Below are 22355 nucleotides of genomic sequence, written 5' to 3' on the forward strand. Positions count from 1 at the left end.
TGGAACCACGTGAGGCGCCAGAAGAAGCTGGGCGGGCTGACCCCGGTGGAGTTCCGGGAGCGGGCCCTCCGGGAGGCGGCTTAGGGGTTATCATTTAGCGCGTCCAAGTTTTGGGGCGCAGTTCAGGGGACGCCGCGTTGGGGTATACTCGTAGCGAGCAGAAGGTTTAGGCCCTCCTGTGAAAACGTTGTGGTGGGGTAATGCCCACGCCGAACAGCCGTCTCCACCAAGGCGGCTGTTCCCTTTTGCGTCAAGCATCACCCCGTGCCCGGCCTAGCCGAGCAGCATCTCGTAGGCCAACAGAATCAGCGCTACCAGAACAGCCGCCGCGAGCAGCAGCTGGGTGAGCTTGCTCAAGGGATCCCTCCATCTACCCCGTTGGACTCGGAGGGCACCGCCCGCTCGTTAAGGCGATTATAGCATGAATAGCGAACATATGTTTGTATATCTTGACCTATGGAAGATATCAGAAGCCCCTGCTCCGCCGCCTTCGCCCCCGATGCTCGGTGGCCGAACGCCGTTTAGCTAACAAAACAAAGCGATTCCACTCTTCATGGTGCTGATGCACTGAGGTCGCAGGGCAAGCCCTTATTTCACGCACTTCTCCATGATGTAATCGTCCATGATGAACCCTTGGCCGATATCGGTCTCGACGGCATCGATAACAGAGAAGCCGTTGCCACGATATGCGCGAACGCCCAGGTCATTACCCTTGTTGACGGTGAGATACATGGCAGAGAGCCCGCGCTCGCGGCAAAGTCGCTCATAGAAGGAGACCACGGCACTCGCAAAATGCTTTCCGCGCTCCGATGCCAGAAGATAGATCTTGGAGATGAAGAACCGATTGGTCTCGGGCTCGACATACCCGCCCGTATATCCCACGATGCGCCCGTCGTCCACGGCGCGCACGAACCAATACTCGTAGGCATGATCGCGCATGTCGCGCTCGATCGCCGGCAGCGACTGGAACCGATCGACCATATATGACGTCTGGTCCGCTCCGATGAGCGACGGCCAGTACTCGAACCAGATCTCGTGGGCGAGCTCGGCGAGCGCGCTCACGGTTTCAGACGTAACGGCCTCGAGAACAACGGTCCCCATTCCCTGCTTACCTCTCGTCCTCCAAACAAATCAGGAGCCTGCGATAGCCGCCGTACTCGCCATTGAGTGCCTTCGACACACGGCTCACCGTGGTCGATGACGCGCCGGTGCGCGCCTGCACCTGCACATACGGCTCCCCTTCGTCGAGGCAGCGCGCCACCTGCAGGCGCTGGGCCAAATCGCAGACCTCGCGCGGGGTGAGCAGATCGGCTAGGAACGCCTTGATGTCCGCCTCGCCGTGCAGCATAGAAAATGCGCGCACCAGCTGCTCGACATCTTCACGTTCATACATCTTCTCGATATCCATGCGGCACCGCCCCCGTTCGCCCCGTTTGTGCATGCGCTCTGCAACGCGCCCTGGCGACAATGGCCGCACGCTGGCGCACGTCGCAGTGTACCACACCACTTCGCTAAAGCGCCGCACTTCAGAGGCATCATGCGGATACACCGCCGGCTGCGTCGCACCAGCCTCTTTCAACCGCGCGGGCACCTCGCCATCCTTCAACTCTTCACATACGCCGCCCATCGGAAATATGTGAGCCCAGTTGGGGCATAATCGGTCGGAACTTCGCGAACCCGGCGGAACCGCAAGCGCGCGCCCGACGAGCTCGCGAACCGCAAGACAGGCCCCGCGCCGTAACCGCATGTCGCAACGAACCGGCCCACGCAGCGCGCTCCCGAAAGGCCCCTCATGACCTTCCTGCTCAATTGGCTCTTCACCTCGATCGCCATCGCGATCGCCGATTGGTTCGTCCCGGGCATCTTCGTCCTGGGCACCGTCGAGCCCTGGCTGTGCTACATATTCACCGGACTTTTCCTCTCGCTCGTCAATTCGCTCGTGAAACCCATCATCACGGTGCTCGCGCTCCCGCTCACCATCATCACGCTTGGGCTCTTCCAGCTTATGGTGAACGGTCTCATGCTCCAGCTTGCAAGCTCGCTCTCGCTCAACCTGCTCGGCTCGGGTATCGTGGCCGCCAACTTCGTTTCGGCATTTGTTGGCGCGATCATCGTGAGCATCATGTGTACCATCTTGGGCGTGAAGAAGCATTAGCCTCACGCCCCGTCGGGCCTGCACCCGCCCGTCGCACGAGCCGGGCGCCCCGTCGTAAACAGCGTATGAACCGCCTCGCCGGCAGCCATCCTTCTGGAACTCCGGCCCTATGCTTACAGTACGCGCCGCCGCAACGGTGCCGTGCAACACCATACACACCCCTCTTTTATAAGGAGTTTTCCATGAGCAAGATCTATTCCTCCATCGACCAGCTGATCGGCAACACCCCGCTGCTGGAGCTCAGCAACATCGAGCGCACGGACGGCCTCAAGGCGCGCGTGCTCGTCAAGCTCGAGCGCTCGAACCCGGCCGGCTCTGCCAAGGACCGCGTCGCGCTCTCGATGATCGAGACAGCTGAGCGCGAAGGTGCCATCCGCCCGCATGAGGGCTATACCATCATCGAGCCCACCTCGGGCAACACCGGCGTCGGGCTCGCTGCCGTGGCAGCCGCTCGCGGCTACCGCGCCATCATCGTCATGCCCGAGACCATGAGCGTCGAGCGTCGCCAGCTTGTGCGCGCCTATGGCGCCGAGCTCGTGCTCACCCCGGGGGCCAAAGGCATGGCGGGAGCCATCGAGCACGCAAACGAGCTCCAGAGCGCCACGCCGAAGAGCATCATCGCAGGCCAGTTCGTGAACCCCGCGAACCCCGCCATCCACCGCGCCACCACCGGCCCCGAGATCTGGGACGACACCGACGGCAATGTCGACATCTTCGTCGCCGGCGTGGGCACGGGAGGCGCCATCACGGGCGCGGGTGGCTACCTTAAGGAGCAGAATCCCGCAATCGAGCTCGTCGCCGTGGAGCCCGCCGACTCCCCCGTGCTCTCGGGCGGCAAGCCCGGCCCCCACGGTATCCAGGGCATCGGCGCGGGGTTTGTGCCCGAGGTGCTCGACACGCACGTCTATGACAAGGTGATGACCGCTACCACCGAGGATTCCTACGCCGTGGGCCGCCGCCTCGGCGCTGAGGAGGGGCTGCTCGTGGGCATCTCGTCTGGCGCCGCCACTTGGGCCGCGCTCGAACTTGCCCGCCGCCCGGAAAACGAGGGCAAGACCATCGTGGCGTTCCTTGTAGACACGGGCGAGCGCTACCTCTCGACCCCTATGTTTGCGTAGGCCGCCGTGGGCACGCGCGTTCTCATCGCCATGAGCGGCGGGGTCGATTCAAGCGTTACCGCCTACCTGCTGTCTTCGGCCGGCTACGACTGCATCGGCGTCACGATGCGGCTCTACGACGCCGAGACCTCGGGGCGCGACCCCGCGCGCGCATGCGGCAACCTCGCCGATATCGAGGACGCGCGTGCCGTGGCGAGCCGGCTCGGCATACCGTTCACGGTGCTCGACTGCCGCGATGCTTTCGAGCGCGACGTGATCGAGGCGTTTTGCCGCGCCTACGAGCTGGGCACCACGCCTAACCCCTGCGCCATCTGCAACCAGCGCATCAAGTTCGGCGCCCTGCTCGCCCATGCCCGCGAACTCGGGTGCGAGCATCTGGCAACGGGGCATTATGCGCGCGTTGAGCAGCTGGAAAGCGGCTCCTTCGCCCTTATGAAGGCCGTCGATCGAAGCAAGGACCAGAGCTACTTCCTCTATGGGCTCACGCAGGAGGAGCTCGCTCATGTGCTGTTCCCCCTGGGCGGGCTCACGAAACAGGGCGACGTGCGCCGCATCGCGCGCGAGCACGGCTTCGAGAACGCGGCGAAGCGGGATAGCCAAGGCATCTGCTTCGTCCCCGACAACGACTTCGCCACGTTCATCGAGCGCCGTAGGGGCCAGGCGCTTCCCGACGGAGATATCGTCGATAGGAACGGATCGGTGCTGGGCACTCACCACGGCGCCATCCGTTACACCGTGGGCCAGCGCAAGGGCCTTGGTGTGGCGGCAGCGCGGCCGCTCTATGTGACCGGCATCGACGCGCGTGCCAACACCGTAACCCTCGGCGACGAGGCCGACCTGATGTCGGGCGCGCTCATCGCCGACAGCTGGACCTGGTCGGCCCCCGCGCCCGACACGGAGGCCCGGCTCGACGCGGCGCCGCTCCGCGCGGCCGCGCGCATCCGCTACCACCAGGCCGACCAGGCGGTCCGCGTGCGGCGGGCGCTGCCCCCCGAATGCGCGGCGGGGCCCGTGCCCGTCCGCGGGGAGGCGCTCCGCATCGATTTCGACGAGCCCCAGCGCGCCGTCGCGCCCGGGCAGGCGGTCGTGCTCTACGACGGGGACGTCGTGCTGGGCGGCGGGCGCATCCTCTGCGCGGCGGGCGCCTAGGCCCCGGGCCGCTCGCGGTCTATGAACATGAGGAGGAACGCCAGGAAGTGGAGCGCTGCGCACACCGCGATCGCGCGCAGCGAGAGCAGGTCGATGAACCAGTTGCCCAAGATCGCGCCGACCACGAAGCAAAGGATCACGCCGAAGTAGAGCACCCCGTTCTCCAGGAACCCCCGCTTGTGCGTGACGATGTAGTCGTCGACGCTCTGCAGCGCCGAGCGCAGGTTGCCGATGCACATCGTCGTCGCGATGCCGTGCCCGTGGATCTTGCGGAACGACTCGACCTGCATGCCGCAGGCGAGCGACGTCAGGCTGTTCGCCAGGATGTTGAGGTCGCCGGGGACGAAGCTCACGCCGAGCAGGATGAGCGCTTCCACGAGCACCGTCACCTGGCGCCAGTGGATTCGGCTCGAGAAGCGCTCGTGCACGAGGTCGCTCAGCATGATGCCGAGCGAGAAGCACAGCACGGGGGCCAGGAACCTGAGCGCCAGCGCGTAGTCGCCCTCTGAGATGTGGACGCCGGTGAGCAGGATGTTGCCCGTCTGGGCGTTGGCGAACACGCCGTCGCGCGCAACATAGGAATACGCATCCATGAACCCGCCCGCGAGGGCAAGCACGATTCCGAGTTCGATCGATTCGGAGGTCTGCTTCGCTCGCTCCATGTACCGGCACCCTTCCGGCGCGATTCCGCGCGTCGCCCATATGACGCATGCCATCGTAGCGCATCCGAAGGGGATGGGCGCCGGGGATCAATCAGTTGTCGAAACGTTTGCAGACCCGTCCCCCGGGCCGAAGGCCCCCGTGGGCGAGATGTCGAAGGGAAAGGTCCCGCAGCGGTTGAACGCCGCGATGAACATGCGTATGGCATTCGAGGGCGTGGTGCCCACGCGCTGCGTTGCCGCCGCGAAGGCTGCCTTCTCTTCAGGCAGAACCTTCGCGACGACCGGGGTCATGTGATCTGCCATGGTCGTACCTCGGTGGAACGAACGAGTGCGTTTACCTGGGCGCGCGGCATGTGCCGATGTCGCACTACCAATGACCTAACTCGGCCCATGCCGCGCGCCCAGGCTTGGTGTGATGTTGCTTCGTGGTATTACTAAGTATTACTAAGTTATACCCCGTTGATAGATTAACGCACCTGGAGCGCCCGCGCAAGGACAGCGCGAACTGTTCAATGCAAAACTTGTCTCAAAGGATCGAATTTTGCTAGACACCTCAAGTAGCTTGTTTTTCGGCAAATCTCTGAGCTGGGGTTTTGAGATACGGAAAAGCGTCTATACTTCATAGGCACTCGAAAAAGCAGTCCTTTGAGCCAAGTTTTGTCGATTAACCCCATGGCCCACAGCGGCACGAACCGCGCCGTTGCGAGCCATGCTCTCGAAGGAGCCCCATGGCGCATCGCCCCCTTATTCTCGCAACGGCATCGCTCACCACGTATCTTGGCGAAACTGCCTTTCGCTTGTGCGAGAACTATGCCGACGCCATCGTGCGAGCGGGTGGCTTGCCCGTCGTGCTTCCTCTAACGGAACGCTCCGATGTATACGATGAGTATCTTGACCGCGCCGACGGCCTTATGCTCACAGGCGGAGCAGATATAGAACCCGCTCGCTATAGAAGCGCGCTCGAGCGATGCGGGGTCGAAGCGTTATCAGGGGAACGGCTGGTAGGCGAAACGACTCCCCTACGCGACGCCGCGGAACTCCACCTCTTATCCGGCGCAGAGCAGCGAGGGCTGCCGATTCTCGGCATATGTCGCGGCGCGCAGATTATGAACATCGCTCATGGGGGCACGCTCTACCATGACCTCGATGCGCAGCACGCACCGGCCTCTGGGGCCCTCGCTATCGTCCATAACGAATATATGGATGGGCGAATTTCGCACACGGTCGAGATCAAAGGCGGAAGCGTGTTGGGAGGTATCCTCGGCGAGAGCGAGCTCGCCGTGAATTCTCTCCACCATCAGGCGATTCGAGACCTCGGAGCGGGCTACACCGCGAGCGCCATCGCGCCCGACGGCGTAATCGAGGCCATCGAGCGCCCCGATGCCCCCTTTATGTTGGGCGTGCAATGGCACCCGGAATACCATGCGAGCAAAGAGCCCATGGCGCGCCTCTTCAACCGATTTGTCGAAGCGTGCGCCCAAGCAAGCTGATTCGCAGCGGAAGCCGACTCTAGGGCCCGCGACCCATGGAGCGCCCACGTGACATGAGCCCACGGGGTGCACCTTCCTGCACCCCGTGGCTGCTTCCGGGCAGCCCCATCGCCGCAACCAAGGTATTCGCACATCGTCACGGTATGCAGGCCGCCCGCACTTTGTCGCGGCAACTTAGGCTAGCCGCACCCCGTTGCTGTTTCAGGGCTGTCCCTACTTCCGTCGGCCACCAAAATCGCCGGGGCGGCGCGAATGGCCCGCGGGCTTACCCATGCGACCCGAACGAGATGCGGTACCCGCTGCATGGCTACCCCTGCCGCCGCGGCCCCGACGCTCATCGGGAAAATCGCTGTTGCGCCAATCATGGGAGAGCGCATCGCGCGACGAGGCGCCTCGCTGCGCGCCGCGGGCCCTGCCGCCGCGCCCCTTCTTGGTCACCGCCGCGCCAGCATCGGCGCCGCTCTGCCGGTTGGTGCGAGCGCCCCTGCCCGAACGGTTCGCCCGGGCACTGCGCGGCTCGTCGTGGACGAGCTTCTCATCGTGCTCTCGCCGTTCGGAATCCGCATCGTTCGAGCGAACGCGCGCTCTACCAGAGCGTTTGGGACGGGCTGGACGCGGCGCCTTCTCGTCCGCACCCGCAGCGGAGGCGGCAACCTTTGACCTAGAGCCATCCCGCTGCACGCCCTCGTTGCTCGCATCCGAACTGCCCGGGGCTGTACGGCCGTGCGTGCCGCGCCGAGCGGAGCCGTGCGAACCCGCGCTGGGGCGCTTCTTCTTGGACGTCGACTTGCCGCGCTTCGTCTTCTTCTTGGAGCGCGAAGCCGGCACACGACCGGGATCGATGATGGGCGGATGAGCGCCCAGCTCGAGCCCATCGGCGTCGTAGAGGTCTGCCGTCTTTCCCATGAGCGCTTCGATGTCGAAGAACTCCTCCACGTCGAGCTCCGTCACGAACGTAAGCGCCCAACCAACCTCACCGGCGCGACCGGTCCTACCGATACGGTGAATGTAGTCGGTCGGCTCGCTCGGCACGTCAAAATTCACCACGTAGCGAACGTCGGTGATGTCGATGCCGCGCGCGAGCACGTCGGTCGCCACGAGCACGTCGACCTCGCCATCGCGGAACGCCTTGAGCGCGCGCTCGCGCTGTGCCTGGGTACGGTTGCCATGGATGGGCGCCGCCTTGATGCCTGCGCGGGCGAGGCGCCGGCAGCAACCGTCCGCGCGATGCTTGGTGCGCATGAACACGATCACGCGCTCCGGCCCCTCGCGCTTGAGGACATTCGCAAGCAGGGCGTTTTTGGCTTCGGAGGATACGGGCAGCACGTACTGATCCACCGTGTCGGCAGTGCTCTGCGGCGGCGCAATCTCCACGCGCGCAGGGTCGCGCACGAGGTCGGTTACCGCACCCACGGCCTTCTCGTCCAACGTGGCAGAGAAGAGCAGGGTTTGGCGATCGTCCGGCGTGGCCCCCACGATCTTGCGCATATCGGGAAGGAACCCCATGTCAAGCATGCGATCGGCCTCGTCAAGCACGAGCACCTGCACCTCGCTCAGACTGCAGCTCCCCTCGCCGATGAGGTCGACGAGTCGCCCCGGCGTGGCAACGAGGATGTCGCAACCGTTTTTGAGGGCGCTCCTCTGAGGGTTGTAGCCAACGCCTCCCACGACGGTTACCGCGATATGCCCCGTATGCTCGGCCACGCGTGCGCAAATATCTTCAATCTGCTGGGCAAGCTCGCGCGTTGGCGTCACCACGAGCATGAGCGGCCCGCGACCGCGAGCACGCCGACGGCGCTCGCCGCGCGGAGCCACATGGCCCAGGCGGCACATGGTCGGAAGCAGGAACGCCGCAGTTTTACCCGTGCCCGTCTGCGCAGCGGCAAGGAGATCGCGGCCAGCGAGCACCTCGGGAATTGCCGCCGCCTGCACCGGGGTGGGCTCGGTATAGCCGAGATCGCGCACGGCGGCGAGCACCTCGTCCGAAAGGCCGAGGCCATCGAAGCCGAGGACCTCGGCTGCGTTATTTGAATCCATGTTGTATGTCCATTCTATGCGCCATGTGCGACGCCGCATGGACGGCGCGGGCAGAGCGCCGAACGGGCAACGGCGCATGGGCGCGTCGGTAGCAGATGTTGTATCGATCGGGCGAATCGCAGGGCGCGTGGATGCGGTCGCACCGTAATCTGCGATGGAGCAGGTTCGCCGCAGGCAAGTATAGGGGGCGAGACGTCCGCGCGGCGCGAAAACCGGATCGCCACATGTGAAGACCATAGCAACATGGCGGGGCAGGCGTTGTGCCGGCAGCTGAGAAAGCGATCGCCCCCTAGTGCTTGACACCCCCAGGGGGTGTAGGTGTATAAAGAGTATGACATGGATAACATACCTCAATTGAAGGGACGCCCCATGGCACATGAAGCATTTGACGTGGGAGGCATGACCTGCGCGGCATGCCAAGCCCATGTGGAAAAAGCCGTCTCGAAGCTACCAGGCGTGACGAATGTCGCCGTCAACCTGCTATCCGGCTCGATGACCGTCGATTTCGACGAGAGCGCACTCACCGACGACGACATCTGCACCGCCGTGGATCGCGCCGGCTACTCCGCCGCGCCCGTCACCGGATCGGCCGATGCCGTCAACGCGTCCGCCGCCGGCACCTCCCCCGCCCGCGCCGCACGCCTCGAATCCCCCACCAAGAAGCTCGAGGCCACCGCGCGCGCCATGAAGACGCGGCTCATCGTCTCGCTCGCATTCTGGATCCCGCTCTTCTACATCGGCATGGGGCACATGCTCGGCTGGCCGGTGCCCGCGGTCTTCACCGACCCCGCACACGGCATGACGCTCGCCCTCACCGAGCTCGTGCTCACCATTCCCATCGTCTTCATGAACCGCTCTTACTTCGAGAACGGCTTTAGATCATTGGCACACGGCGGCCCCACCATGGACACGCTCATCGCTATCGGCGCCGCGGCGAGCATCGCTTGGTCGGTCTACGCAATGTTCCTCATGGCCGACCAGCTTTCCGCAGGCACGTCCGCGGGGCTCCACGCAGCGCATGCGACGGCGATGGACAACCTCTACTTCGAGAGCGCGGGAACGATTCTCTCGCTCGTCACGGTGGGCAAGTACCTGGAGACGCGCAGCAAATCCAAAACCGGCGGCGCCATCGAGAAGCTCATTGACCTCGCACCAAAAACTGCCACCATCGTGGACGAGGAGGGCGGCGAGGCCACCGTGGCCGTTGAGGAGATCAAGCTCGGACAGACCATCCTCGTGCGTCCCGGCGAGGCAGTGCCCGTCGACGGCGTGGTGCTCGAGGGGTCCTCGGCGGTAGACGAGAGCGCGCTCACGGGAGAATCGATACCCGTGGAGAAGGCGCCGGGCGACACGGTGAACGCAGCGACCATCAACCGCACGGGCTCGTTCACCTTCCGAGCCACCCGTGTGGGCGCAGACACGGCGCTAGCCCGCATCATCCAGCTCGTCGAAGACGCCAATGCCACCAAAGCGCCCATCGCGCGCCTGGCCGACAAAGTCGCTGGCGTGTTCGTACCCGTGGTCCTCGGCATCGCGGCAATCACCTTCGTCGCATGGCTCGCCCTCACGGGCAATCCCAACGAAGCGCTTACCTCGGCCGTTGCCGTGGTGGTCATCAGCTGCCCGTGCGCGCTCGGACTCGCCACGCCGCTCGCCATCATGGTGGGCACGGGCAAAGGCGCCGAGATGGGCGTGCTATTCAAGAGCGCAGAGGCACTCGAGACGCTGCAAAAGGTCGACACCGTGGTGCTCGATAAGACGGGCACCATCACCAAGGGCGCGCCCGCGGTAACCGACATCCTGCCCGCCGAGCGTCCAGACGGCACCCCCGCCATGAGCGAGAAGGCCCTCATGAAGCTCGCCGCGGCGCTCGAGAAGAAAAGTGAGCACCCTCTCGCCGAGGCCATCATGGCGCGCGCCGACGAGATGGGCATCGCGGCGCGCACGGTCGAGGACTTCACCGCGCTTCCCGGGCGCGGCGTGACGGCGCGTGAGGGGGCGAGTGTCGTCGCAGCCGGCAACGCCGCCCTTATGGAGGAGCTGGGCATCGAGGTGCCGACAGAACAGCTCGAGCAGTTCGCGCGAGCCGGCAAGACGCCGCTCTTCTTCGCCCGCAACGGACAGCTCGCGGGGACCATCGCCGTCGCCGACGAGGTCAAGCCCACAAGCGCCGCTGCCATCCGCGCGCTCGAGGGCCTCGGCATCAAGACGGTCATGCTCACCGGCGACAACGCCCTCACGGCAGGCGCCATCGCGCGCAGCGTGGGCGTCTCAGATGTGGTGGCCGACGTCATGCCCGCCGACAAGGAGCGCCATGTGCGCGCCCTGCAAGACGAGGGGCGCAGCGTGGCCATGGTGGGAGACGGCATCAACGACTCCCCCGCGCTCGCCCGCGCCGATGTGGGCCTCGCGATTGGAACGGGGGCGGACATTGCCAAGGAGGGCGCCGACGTGGTGCTCATGAGGAGCGACCTCATGGATGTGGCGCGGGCGATCGAGCTCTCGCGTGCGGTGATCCGCAACATCAAACAGGACCTCTTCTGGGCGCTCTTCTACAATGCCTGCGGCATCCCGCTTGCGGCGGGCATGTTCTTCCCGCTTCTGGGCTGGCAGCTTTCGCCCATGTTCGGCGCAGCAGCCATGAGCCTCTCGAGCCTCTGCGTCTGCGCGAACGCGCTTCGCCTACGCGGGTTCAAGCCGAGCGCGACCGACCGCATCGCGCCAATCGCGAGACGCTAGGCAGCGCCGCTGCACGGATTGCCGTCTCGAACGGGGGCTGGCAACTCGTGCGGGAGAAACCCGTCGCCCGAGATGCCTCTTCTGGGTACCTTCGTTTCACTTTTGGGAATATCTTTTTACGAGAGGGACGGTATCGGCCAGATAGAGGAACGTTTTCCCAGGTTGCCGATACGCGATCTGCTCGTATCAGCGCCGTGACCAAAACGAAGTTCCCAAAAGTGGAACGAACTATTCATCGTCGAGTCGTACTGAAGAGAAAGGACGTTACCATGCAGTACATCATCAAGACCGAGGGCCTTCACTGCAGCCACTGCGACGCAAGCGTCGAGACCGAGCTCATGAAGGTCGCAGGCGTCACCGACGCCGATGCGGACCACGAGACGAACACCGTGCAGGTCGAGACTGAGGGCGAGGTGGCAGCCGAAGCGCTCGCCGACGCCGTTGTCGCGGCGGGGTTCAAGGCTCTTTCCGTCGAGGCCGCCTAAATGCAGGCCGACCACGACAAAACCCTCCGCCTGCTTAAAACCGCGCGCGGGCAAATCGACGGCATCATGCGCATGGTCGAGCAAGACCGCTATTGCATCGACATCTCGACCCAGCTCATGGCCACCGAGTCGCTGCTCGCACGCGTGAACGCCGATGTTCTCAAGGCTCATATCGAGCACTGCGTGCGCACGGCAGCAGAAAGCGGCACACCCGAGGAAAAGGAAGAGAAACTCGAAGAGATCGCGCGCATCATCGATAAGCTCAATCGGTAGCCGAGAGACGGCAGCGCGAGGGGTGCCCTGGAGAGCGCCCCTCTTGAGGGCGAGCGCGCGGCAAGACGCCACTCTCAGAGGCGGGCGCATGACCGGTTGCCCCGGAAGGCAGACCCGCAGCAGAAGGCATCGCCTTTTTATTAAGATTTGGTTCATCTGCCGCCTCGTGGGTAGAACAGAGCAAGACACGCCGCGCCCGCGCCCATCTCGACGCGCGGGCGTGCTTGACACACGCGAAGCAAGACTGGAGAGGAACCCTCGGCATGCAAGATTTCATGAAGGATCGCTATGGCGTTGACGACCTATCATGCGCCCTCGGCGCGCTTGGTGTGGTGCTTACGCTTGTTGGGACCATATTCAACCTGCGCGTCGTCTCGATCGTCGCGCTCGCTATCCTCATCGTTGCCCTCCTGCGCTCCTTCTCCAAGAATCGAGACGCTCGATATAGCGAAAACGCCGCGTTTCGCCGCATGATGGCCAAGCTTCCCTTCGCGGGGGAGCGCTTCGGCGGCGACGGCAGCGGATACCGTGGGGGCGGCTCTTCGCGCGGCGGCGCGGGCTCTACCGAGCAGCTTAAGCGCCAGGCTCGCACCGCCAAAAAGATGTGGAAGGAGCGCAAGACGAAGGCTTTCCTCAAGTGCCCCAACTGCGGGACGATGCTCTCGGTTCCCCGCGGCAAGGGGAAAATCATCGTCACCTGCCCTAAGTGCCACGCACACATGGAAACCAAATCGTAGTATTCGAAGTACAGCGTTTGCGAACAGAGACGCGAGCATAGCCGGCGCCGGAACCTCCGGAGCCGGCTTTTTCCGTTAGCCCGCCCCCGGCGTCGCGCTCACAGTGACGACGCGCCCGCCAGCATCTCTGCGCTTGGCCGTTCTCCACATTCACCTGATTTCGCTCTTCTCAGCGCTGCCGCACCCATGCACGTTGCTGCGCCTACCTGTTTTCGCACTCCCCACGACGACGCACCCGCCAGTACTTCCGCACCCACCCGCTTTCCGCATTCCGTTGCTTTTTCTATGGATGAGAAGGGGCAACGCACCAACTGTTGCGCATGACGCAGTGGCGCAACCTTGCGATTAGCCACACGGGACCAGCTATTTCACAGACGGTGTTCAGAAAATGCAGGAAGCATCCGCGCCATTTGTTCACCTGCCCCATAGAAGCTATGAGTATGCAAGGCCGGTGAACCCGATGCGATTCCTTTGCAACGCGGGATCAATCACGCGCGAATCTGCGCGCGGGACCGGCATCGAGGTGGTACGAGGAGCAAGCCATGGACGAAAAACGAACAGCAAGCTATGCCACTGCAGAGCAACGCGACATGCAGAAGCAGACGGCGTGTATAGCAGGTGATATCGACGCCGTTGCCCGCTACTGGGCAATCCGCAAGCAAGAACTGCTGGCCGACGCTGCCGGTACGTTCATCTCGTTCGTGGAGCCCGCGTTTCTCTACGACATGCCTCCCTTCATCGAACCGGATTCCTTCAACGTCATGTTTACGGAATGGATGCTCTTCGAATATCCCTTCCGTAACGGTAGAACGCCCCTTGAGGAATATGCGGCCCATCCCCCGGCGGGAGCGAAGGCCCTGCATCTTGACCACGTGCGGCAAATCTGTGAGACGCAGACCTTCTCTCGCTTCATCATCCACGACAAGGACACGCGCAGCGGTATGGCCGCGCTCGAAGATATCCAGACCGCTCGACGCTACGACGTCTACGACCCCGAGCTCTGCAAACGAGCCCGTTGGAGGAGCGGAACCATTGGCGAGAGAATTGCCTGCGTCGACGGGCTCTGGGTTCCCCTAGCCAACACCAGGCTTTACGACCGGGCCGCACCTGCAGACACCGCCCTCGATGGACCCGGGTTCTTCCATCCCGAAGACCGCGTGCGCAAGCCCGAGGCGGAGCACGCTTCGTTCTACCTGCGCCTCGTCCGCGATATCATCGGCATCGACGGAAGATACCGACACACTGCAACCATTCCGCCCGACGAGGAGCAACGCACGCGAACGCGCCGTAATGCCCAACCGCGGGGAGCATGATCGTGAGCGGGCTGCGTCGAGCAACGCAAGAGAAGCTCGATCACATCCTCGATGAAGCAGAATGTTACCGAGCCCTCGCCCTCGCCTGCGAAGACGAGGCGCGAGCGTTTCGTCGCCGCTGCGAAAACGGGTCCATCGTAAGCCCGGCACACGGCGCATTTGCACGAACTATCTATTGGGAAAGCCTAAACCCACGCGAGAAAGCACTTCACATCATACGCGCAGAAGCCGCCCGTCACCCTTCGTGGATTTTCCGCTCGCACTGCGCCGCCCTCATCTGGGGGCTTGACGTACCATATCCCCTGCTCGATACCACAAGCATCATCGCCGCTCGGCCGCCGCGGCCCTGCATCATCGCCGCGCGCAGGCCCTCCCCACGCGATGAAATCGAGAGCGTTGACGGCATAAAGGTGACTTCATTCTGGCAGACCGTTTCGGAGTGCCTGCGCGAGGCCCCCTTTAGCTACGGCCTTGCCATCGCGGATTCAGCCCTTCGCCGCACAAACCAAACCCGCGTGAATCTTATGTCTCACCTTGAAAAGACACGTGGCTATCCCGGTATCAGGCAGGCGCGGTTTATCGCCTCCTATGCAGACGGGCGCTCGGAAAACGGCGGGGAATCGCGCGTGCGCGCCTTTTTCATCGCCCATGGCTACCCGATACCAGAGCTGCAGGTCGATTTGCCCAATCCCATTGAGCCCGCCAGGCCCTTCCGCGTCGACTACTACTGGGAGCTCTCGCACCTGCTACGCATCGCGGGGGAGTTCGACGGAAAGCAGAAGTACCAAGACCCCGCCATGCTTCGCGACAAAACCATCGTGGACTCCCTGATAGAAGAGCGGCAGCGAGAATCGCGCTTAACGCTGCTTGGCCTTCCTGTGCTGAGATTCACCTACGAAGACCTTTCGCAACCCGCGCGCCTTGACAAGCTTCTCAAGGCATCGGGAATTTCCCCAGACCGCGACGCTGCGCAACGTTGGAGAGATCAGTGGCGAGCCGTCACGCATACGCGGTACTAGGGTGCGTGATGCCCATGCGCCGCCTGAAGCGATGCCGATCTTTTCCCATACGGCCGAGTGCGGTGGGCATGACAGCACGTGTCCGACCGCCATGGGCAGGGGCATGGCCGGGTGCGACGGGCAGCCAAGCGCAGCTGATCTGGAGATACGCGTCGCCGGGCGCTGCACCCCTGGCGCCGCCGGTTACCGAGTTCGGCAGATCCGGAGCTGCCATTAACGCTCCGGTGCCCGGCGCTGCAGAAATGGAGTTATGCTCAGCGGACGCGGCGGGTATGGAGCCATGCTCACGAGCGCAGCAGATTTGGAGTTACCGGCAGCATCCCCCTCACCCAGCGCTGCAGATCCGGAGTTACAAACAGCGAACGCTGCAGATTCGGAGTTACGGGCGCCTGTGGAGGCCGGTAACTCCGGATCTGCAGCGCTCGGCACGGATAACTCCATTTCTGCAACGTTGAGCGGCGAGACACCCGACCCGAACATGCGATAACTCCAAAACTGCTGCGCTCAGGGCCGGGCCGAGCCGATAACTCCGGATTCGCCGTGCTCGGGGTCGGCAGCGTCAGGACCGCTGAGCCCGGCGGCGCGTAACTCCGGATTCGCTGCGTTCGCAGACGGGACAAACCTACAGCTCGAGATATTCGGCAACCTCGGCAGCGCATGCAAGGGCATCCGCGATGGCGTTGACGACGAGAGACGACCCATTGCGCGCGTCACCGGCAGCATAGATTGCGGCAGCGGCAGGAACGGAGCTCGCGTCAGCACCGGTCGAAGCCGCACCGGGAACGGAAACCGCCTCGACGGAGCTCGCTGCTGGAGCAGGAGCGGAGATCGGGCCGACAACGCTCTCAGCCGCACCGGACGCGCCACCTGCAGCAGTACCAACAAGCTCGCAGCGATGGCTCTCGGCAGACACCATCCGAGGCAAGGGGCGCCCCTCCCCCGGCGCAGGCATCGCCACGCCGAAAGCATCGAACACGCCGCGCTCCGGACCGGTGAAGCCGCAGGCAATCAAGACGAGCTGCGCGGGCAGCTCCCGCTCGCTCCCCGCAAGGCGCTCAGGTCTACCCGAGGTCCAATCGAGATCTGCGACCCGCAAGCCGCGCGCGGCGCCCGCATCGTCAAGCAGCACCTCAAGAGTGTCGACACCCCACGAGCGGATCTCTTCGCCCATGAGGTCGATAGCCTCTTCCTGGCCGTAATCCATCTTGCGGACGTTTGGCCACTCAGGCCAAGGATTGCCCGGCAGGCGGCGCTCCGGCGGCGCGGGCATGAATTCGAGCTGGCGCACGCTCTTGGCGCCCTGGCGTACCGCGGTGCCCACGCAATCGTTACCCGTATCGCCGCCGCCGATGACCACGACATCCAAGCCAACAGCCGAGATGGCGGGTGTAGCGGGCGCCTCGGGGGTGCCTTCGAGCACGGCGCGCGTTGCAGCGGTCAGGTAGTCGACGGCGTACACGACGCCCGGCGCATCGATGTGCTCGACGGAAAGCCCGCGCGCGGCCCGAGCGCCCGCCGCCACGACCACGGCATCGAACTCGAAACGCAGGTCGGCGGCGACCGTCGGATCGGAGGCATCGACTCCCAGGCGGAACACGATGCCAAGCTCGTTCATAAGGGCCACGCGGCGCTCGACCACGCCTTTCGGAAGCTTCATGTTGGGGATGCCGTACATGAGCAGCCCGCCGGCGCGGTCGTCGCGCTCAACGACCGTCACCTGCGCCCCGCGCCGCGCGAGCTCCCATGCGGCAGCAAGCCCCGCAGGCCCCGAGCCCACCACGGCAACCCGCGGCGCATCCTTGGAAGCCGGCTCAAACCGGCGCGGACCACCGTGCACCCATTCCCAATCGGAAATGGCGCGTTCGTTGTCGTGGATGGTCGTGGGCTCGTCGCTCACCCTGCCAAGGTTGCACGCAGCCTCGCAAAGGGCCGGGCACACACGGCTCGTGAACTCCGGCAACGGAGAGGTAAGCGCGAGGCGCTCGGCCGCCTCGGCCCATCGTCCGCGATACACGAGCTCGTTCCACTCCGGGATGAGGTTGTGGAGCGGGCAGCCGCTCGGGCGAGCGCTGCCAAACGTACTGCCCATCTGGCAAAACGCAACCCCGCACATCATGCAGCGGCTCGCCTGTCGGCGCTGGGCATCTTCATCGAGGTTCACATAGAGCTCGTTGTAGTCGTGAACGCGCTCGCGCACCGGGCGCAGCTCATGCGCCTCGCGATCCCGCTCGAGAAATGCTCCGGGCTTCCCCATCGATATCCCCTCTCAAACCTTATCGACTGCGGGTAATCCGCCCCGCATCAAATCCGTCCCCTTGTGACGTCCCCTCGTGACGATCCCTCATGACCGCAAACGGTCAAAATGAACCCGTCCCATAATGACCGACCAAAAACGGTCAAAACAAACACGTCCCATAATGACCGCTACGCCGTGATGGCCTCGAAAGCCTCCTCCAGCGCTTGCTCACGCGTGGCGCCCCGGCGCTCGGCCTCCTCCACGATCTTCAGCGCGCGCTCGTAATCGGTGGGAACCACCTTGACGAAGCGCCTCGACGCCGTGGCGAACTGGTAGAGCAGCTTGATGCCGCGCGGGCTCGCCGTATAGCGGACGTGTTCCTCGATGAGCGCGCGAATCTGCTCGAGCTCGGCCCCCGATGGCGTGCAGAGCCGCACCATCTCGGTATTGCAGCGGGCGGCGAGCGTGCGACGCTCGTCATACACATAGGCGACGCCGCCCGTCATGCCCGCAGCGAAATTCTGCCCGACCTCGCCTAAGATGAGCGCGCAGCCGCCCGTCATGTATTCGCACCCGTGTGCGCCCACGCCCTCCACCACGAGCGTCGCACCGGAGTTGCGCACGCCGAAGCGCTGGCCAGCAAGGCCGTTCGCAAAGCCGCGTCCCCCGGTTGCGCCATAGAAGGCCACGTTGCCCACGATGATGTTCTCGTCGAACTTGAACGTGGCGCCCTCCGGAGGACGAACCGAGACGACGCCGCCCGAGAGCCCTTTGCCAAAGTAGTCGTTCACATCGCCGCGAACGTTGAGCGTGACGCCCGCTGGCAGGAAGGCTCCGAAGCTCTGCCCGGCAGAGCCGTCGCAATCTATGGTGATGGCGCCGTCCGGCAACCCTTCGGGATGGGCCTTCGTGACCTCGTGGCCCAGAAGCGTGCCCACGCAGCGGTTGACGTTGGCGATGTCCGCGCGGAAGTGCACCGGGCGCAGGTGCGCGCGGGCATCCTGCGTATACGGCACGAAGAGCGTCGCGTCGAGCGTGCGCTCCACCCCTCGATCCGCGGCCATAGCGGGCAGGTAATGCGGGACGTCGGCGCCCGGGATATCCGCGCCGAACTCGCACACCGCGGGCGCGAGCACCGGAGCAAGGTCGATGAGCCCAGCCTTCCAGTTGCCCGGCGCCTCAACCTGGCGCAGGCACTCCACATGGCCCACCATCTCGTCTACCGTGGCGAAACCAAGCCGAGCCATGACCTCGCGCAGCTGCTCGGCCACGAAAAGCATGAAGCGCTCCACGTGCTCCGGCTTGCCCGCGAAGCCCCGGCGCAGGCGGCAGTTCTGCGTGGCGATGCCCGCAGGGCAGGTGTCCTGCTGGCAGTCGCGCTGCATGAGGCAGCCCATGGCGATGAGCGGCATGGTGGCGAAACCGAACTCCTCGGCACCCAAAAGGCACGCGACCGCGACGTCGGTGCCATCCATGAGCTTGCCATCGGCCTCGAGCACCACGCGCGAACGCAGACCGTTGCGCACGAGCGTCTGCTGCGCTTCCGCGAGGCCGAGCTCGAGCGGCAGGCCCGCGTGCCAGATGGAGTCGCGCGGAGCGGCGCCCGAGCCCCCGTTGTGGCCCGAGATGAGGATCTTGTCGGCCGCGCCCTTGGCCACACCGGTCGCGATGGTGCCCACGCCGGCCTCGCTCACCAGCTTCACGCTCACGCGCGCACCGGGATTGGCGCACTTGAGGTCGAAGACGAGCTCCGCCAGGTCCTCGATCGAATAGATATCGTGGTGCGGCGGCGGGCTGATGAGGCCGATGCCGGGGGTCGACCTGCGCACCTCGGCAACCCAAGGGTAGACTTTCTTGCCAGGCAGGTGCCCGCCCTCACCGGGCTTGGCGCCCTGAGCCATCTTGATCTGGATCTCCGTCGCCGAGCACAGGTAGCGGCTCGTCACGCCGAAGCGCCCCGAGGCCACCTGCTTGATAGCCGAGTTCTTCGAGTCGCCGTTGGCGAGCGGGGTCTCGCGGCGCGGGTCCTCGCCGCCCTCGCCGGAGTTCGATCGGCCGTGCAGGCGGTTCATGGCGATCGCCATGCACTCATGCGCTTCTTGGGAGATGGACCCGAACGACATGGCGCCGGTGTTAAAGCGACGCACGATTGAGCGGGCGCTCTCGACCTCGTCAAGCGAGAGGGGCGTGCGGGCATCCGCATCGAAATCGAGCAGGTCGCGCAGGCGCACCGGGCGCCCGGGCACGTGCAGCCGTTCGCTATAGGAACGGAAGAGCTCGTAGCTGTCCTCGCGGCAAGCGCGTTGAAGCGTGTAGATGACCTGCGGATCGATGAGATGCTCCTCGCCGCCGAGCGGCCGCCACTTGGTGAGGCCCAAGGTGGGCAGCTGGCCGGGCGCGGGGCTCTTCTCGGTTGCAAGCGCCTCGTCGTAGCGTTGGCGCAGCTCGCGCTCGACCACTTCCGCGTCGAGCCCTCCCACGCGGCTCACCGTACCGGTGAAGTAGCGGTCGATGAACGTGGGCGCAAGGCCCACCGCTTCAAAGATCTGGGCGGAGTGGTAGCTCTGCACCGTGGAAATGCCCATCTTGGACATGATCGAGACGATGCCCGCCGTCGCCGCGCGGTTGAAGTTCGCCACGCCCTCTGCTGCCGTGAGTACGCGCCCATCCTTGGCGGTAAGGTCGCCCGCGTCTGCAAGGCGTCCGATCACCGCATGGGCGGCATACGGGTAGATGCCGCTCGCCGAGTACCCCACGAGCGCCGCGAAGTCGTGCGCGCTGACGGCGTCTCCGCATTCCACTACGAGGTCCGCGAACGTGCGCACCCCCGCCCGGATGAGGTGGTTATGAACAGCCGAGACCGCAAGAAGCGACGGGATGGGAACCTCGCCCTCCCCTGCTCGGTCCGAAAGCACGACGATGTTCACACCATCGCGCACCGCAGCCTCTACCTCGCGCGCCAAGCGGCCGAGCGCCTCCTCGAGGGCGCAGGCCCCGGCGGGCGCCGCGTTCGCGCTGTCGAGCACCGCGCTCGCGCCACGCTGCGCTCCGCGGCCATACACGAAGACGGCGCGGAAGCGCTGGGCACGGAACCCCACGCGGTCGATGGCGCAGATGCTCTCGAACTCTTCGCGCGTGAGCAGCGGCCGTTGCAAGCGCACGAGCTGGCAGGATGCGCGCGAGTCTTCGAGCAGGTTGCCGTGGTTTCCCAGATAGAGCACCGTCGAGGTCACGAAGCTCTCGCGCAACGCGTCGATCGGCGGGTTCGTTACCTGGGCGAAGAGCTCGTAGAAGTAATCGAAGAAGGACCGGTTCTTCTTGGAGAGGCATGCGAGCGGCGCGTCGATGCCCATCGAGGCGAGCGGGGTCGCACCCGTGCATGCCATGGGGCGCAGCACCTCGTCCACGTCATCCCAGTGGTAGCCGAGCTTCACGAGGCGCACCGTCTCGGGCACGGCGGCATCCTCGGCAAACGGCGCGCGCTCAGCCGAAGGAGCCGCGAGGTCGCGGACGTCGATCGTCTCCTCGGCGATCCAGTCGCGATACGGCTTCTCCTTGGCGAACGCGCCGCGGAGCTCGTCGTTATAGACCACGCGGCCCGCCGCCATATCGACCTCGAGCATCTCTCCCGGCCCCAAGCAGCCCGCGGTGAGCACGTTGGATGGATCGACTTCGATGGTGCCGACCTCGCTCGAAAGCAGGAACCGGTCGTCGCGCGTCACGTAGTAGCGAGCCGGGCGTAACCCGTTGCGGTCGAGCGCGGCGCCGAGCGTTCGGCCGTCCGTGAAAGCAATGGCAGCAGGCCCGTCCCACGGCTCCATGAGCATGGATTGGTAGGCGTCGTAGGCGCGACGCTCTGCTCCAAGCGCTTGGTTGTGGTCCCATGGCTCGGGAAGGAGCATGCTCACCGCGCGGGAGAGCGGGCGGCCGTTCATGACGAGGAACTCCAGCACGTTGTCGAGAATCGCTGAATCGGAACCCTCGCGATTGATGATGGGGAGCACCCGCGCAAGATCGCCCTGCAAAAGCGGTGAGTAGAGGTTGGGCTCCCGAGCCCGAATCCAGTTGACGTTGCCCTTCAAGGTGTTGATCTCGCCGTTATGAATGATGATCCGGTTAGGGTGAGCCCGCTCCCAACTGGGCGTGGTGTTGGTGGAGTAGCGCGAGTGCACGAGTGCCACGGCTGTCTTGACGGCGGCGTCGTTGAGGTCGATGAAGAAGCGGCGCATCTGCGTGGCAACGAGCATGCCCTTGTAGACGATGGTGCGGCTCGACATGCTGCAGATGTAGAAGATCTTGCCCTGGAGCGCATGCTCCGCGTCGCCCGCCTTCTCGATGGCGCGGCGACACACGTAGAGCCGCCGTTCGAAGGCATCCCCCGGCTCCGTTCCCTCGGGCAGGCCGAGGAACGCCTGGAGGATCGTGGGCATGCATGCACGCGCCGTGTTGCCGAGGTCGTGCGGGTCAATGGGAACCTCGCGCCAGAAGAGCACGGGAACGCCGCAAGCCGCGCAACCGTCCTCGAAGACGCGGCGCGCGTCGCGCACCCCCTGCTCATCCTGGGGGAAGAAGAGCATGGCCACGGCGTAGCGCCCCTCATCGGGAAGGATGTGGCCGCACTTCTGAGCCTCCTTGCGGAAGAAGTGGTGCGGCACCTGGAAGAGGATGCCCGCACCGTCGCCGGTATTCTTCTCGAGGCCCGTGCCCCCGCGATGCTCGAGGTTCACGAGCACCGAGAGCGCGTCGTCGAGCATCTGGTGCGACCGCTCGCCCGTGATGCTCGCCAGCGCACCGATGCCGCATGCATCGTGCTCGAACTCAGGGCGATAAAGGCCGCTTTCCGCGGCGTTCGATAGGGTGGCTGTATGGCACGTGGGCATGGCGGCCCTCCCGGTTCTGCATGGATCGACAAGCGCAGGGCAAGCCGGCGCGTCGTGGCATC

General features: G+C 64.7%; 18 protein-coding genes. 11 read left to right on the plus strand and 7 right to left on the minus strand.

Going from position 1 to position 22355, the window contains the following annotated elements; translation table 11 throughout:
- The coding region (locus GJE22_RS10325) for an IS3 family transposase (protein ID WP_407923528.1) at positions 1–84 on the plus strand (84 nt) is incomplete at its 5' end.
- Positions 85–588: 504 nt separating this feature from the next.
- Here GJE22_RS10325 and GJE22_RS08620 read toward each other — a convergent pair.
- On the minus strand, positions 589–1101 hold the full coding sequence (locus GJE22_RS08620; RefSeq protein ID WP_144687947.1) for a GNAT family N-acetyltransferase: 513 nt from the start codon (positions 1099–1101) through the stop codon (positions 589–591).
- Between the two features lie 7 nt (positions 1102–1108).
- Entirely contained in the window at positions 1109–1408 is a 300-nt protein-coding gene (locus GJE22_RS08625; RefSeq protein WP_144687948.1) for a YerC/YecD family TrpR-related protein, read from the minus strand.
- A gap of 384 nt (positions 1409–1792) precedes the next feature.
- On the opposite strand from GJE22_RS08625, the gene GJE22_RS08630 reads away from it, so the two are divergent.
- From GJE22_RS08630 to mnmA, 3 genes are all read left to right on the plus strand, one after another.
- The gene (locus GJE22_RS08630; RefSeq protein ID WP_019127939.1) at positions 1793–2155 is read left to right on the plus strand and encodes a phage holin family protein; all 363 of its coding nucleotides are present in this window, start codon (positions 1793–1795) and stop codon (positions 2153–2155) included.
- A 182-nt stretch (positions 2156–2337) separates the two neighbouring features.
- A complete protein-coding gene (gene cysK, locus GJE22_RS08635; RefSeq protein WP_144687949.1) occupies positions 2338–3273 on the plus strand; it encodes a cysteine synthase A in 936 nt (311 codons plus the stop codon).
- Between the two features lie 6 nt (positions 3274–3279).
- On the plus strand, positions 3280–4422 hold the full coding sequence (gene mnmA, locus GJE22_RS08640; RefSeq protein WP_235895781.1) for a tRNA 2-thiouridine(34) synthase MnmA: 1143 nt from the start codon (positions 3280–3282) through the stop codon (positions 4420–4422).
- Here mnmA and GJE22_RS08645 read toward each other — a convergent pair.
- Positions 4419–5084, minus strand: coding sequence for a YoaK family protein (locus GJE22_RS08645; protein ID WP_019127936.1), 666 nt, complete (start codon positions 5082–5084; stop codon positions 4419–4421). The genes mnmA and GJE22_RS08645 overlap by 4 nt on opposite strands.
- Before the next feature lie 87 nt (positions 5085–5171).
- Complete coding sequence (locus tag GJE22_RS08650) at positions 5172–5387, minus strand: type II toxin-antitoxin system RelB/DinJ family antitoxin (protein ID WP_019127935.1); 216 nt, start codon at positions 5385–5387, stop codon at positions 5172–5174.
- A gap of 425 nt (positions 5388–5812) precedes the next feature.
- Between GJE22_RS08650 and GJE22_RS08655 the strand changes: the two genes are divergently transcribed.
- Entirely contained in the window at positions 5813–6574 is a 762-nt protein-coding gene (locus GJE22_RS08655; protein WP_144687950.1) for a gamma-glutamyl-gamma-aminobutyrate hydrolase family protein, read from the plus strand.
- Between the two features lie 213 nt (positions 6575–6787).
- Here GJE22_RS08655 and GJE22_RS08660 read toward each other — a convergent pair whose 3' ends face one another.
- Positions 6788–8611 carry a DEAD/DEAH box helicase gene (locus GJE22_RS08660; protein ID WP_235895782.1) on the minus strand — a complete coding sequence of 608 codons (1824 nt, stop codon included), beginning with the start codon at positions 8609–8611 and terminating at the stop codon, positions 6788–6790.
- Positions 8612–8980: 369 nt separating this feature from the next.
- Here GJE22_RS08660 and GJE22_RS08665 point away from each other — a divergent pair, with 369 nt between their 5' ends.
- The 6 genes from GJE22_RS08665 to GJE22_RS08690 all read left to right on the plus strand — a co-directional run bounded on the left by GJE22_RS08665 (position 8981) and on the right by GJE22_RS08690 (position 15177).
- Positions 8981–11350, plus strand: a complete 2370-nt coding sequence (locus GJE22_RS08665) for a heavy metal translocating P-type ATPase (protein WP_144687951.1) — start codon at positions 8981–8983, stop codon at positions 11348–11350.
- A gap of 269 nt (positions 11351–11619) precedes the next feature.
- Positions 11620–11835 (plus strand): heavy-metal-associated domain-containing protein, encoded by a 216-nt coding sequence (locus tag GJE22_RS08670; RefSeq protein WP_144687952.1) that lies wholly within the window; start codon positions 11620–11622, stop codon positions 11833–11835.
- On the plus strand, positions 11836–12108 hold the full coding sequence (locus GJE22_RS08675; RefSeq protein ID WP_144687953.1) for a metal-sensing transcriptional repressor: 273 nt from the start codon (positions 11836–11838) through the stop codon (positions 12106–12108).
- Between the two features lie 263 nt (positions 12109–12371).
- Positions 12372–12845 (plus strand): hypothetical protein, encoded by a 474-nt coding sequence (locus tag GJE22_RS08680; RefSeq protein WP_144687954.1) that lies wholly within the window; start codon positions 12372–12374, stop codon positions 12843–12845.
- Positions 12846–13387: 542 nt separating this feature from the next.
- Positions 13388–14158: a hypothetical protein gene (locus GJE22_RS08685; protein ID WP_144687955.1), complete on the plus strand. Its 771-nt coding sequence runs from the start codon at positions 13388–13390 to the stop codon at positions 14156–14158.
- Between the two features lie 2 nt (positions 14159–14160).
- Positions 14161–15177 (plus strand): hypothetical protein, encoded by a 1017-nt coding sequence (locus GJE22_RS08690; protein ID WP_144687956.1) that lies wholly within the window; start codon positions 14161–14163, stop codon positions 15175–15177.
- Between the two features lie 622 nt (positions 15178–15799).
- On the opposite strand, the gene GJE22_RS08695 is transcribed toward GJE22_RS08690, so the two are convergent.
- Together GJE22_RS08695 and gltB are read right to left on the minus strand one after the other, a co-directional pair.
- On the minus strand, positions 15800–17431 hold the full coding sequence (locus GJE22_RS08695) for a glutamate synthase subunit beta (protein ID WP_144687957.1): 1632 nt from the start codon (positions 17429–17431) through the stop codon (positions 15800–15802).
- Between the two features lie 170 nt (positions 17432–17601).
- A complete protein-coding gene (gene gltB, locus GJE22_RS08700; RefSeq protein ID WP_144687958.1) occupies positions 17602–22293 on the minus strand; it encodes a glutamate synthase large subunit in 4692 nt (1563 codons plus the stop codon).
- Positions 22294–22355 lie beyond the last annotated feature (62 nt).

It is taken from the genome of Enorma shizhengliae, from assembly GCF_009676995.1.
Classification (GTDB): Bacteria; Actinomycetota; Coriobacteriia; order Coriobacteriales; family Coriobacteriaceae; genus Enorma; species Enorma massiliensis.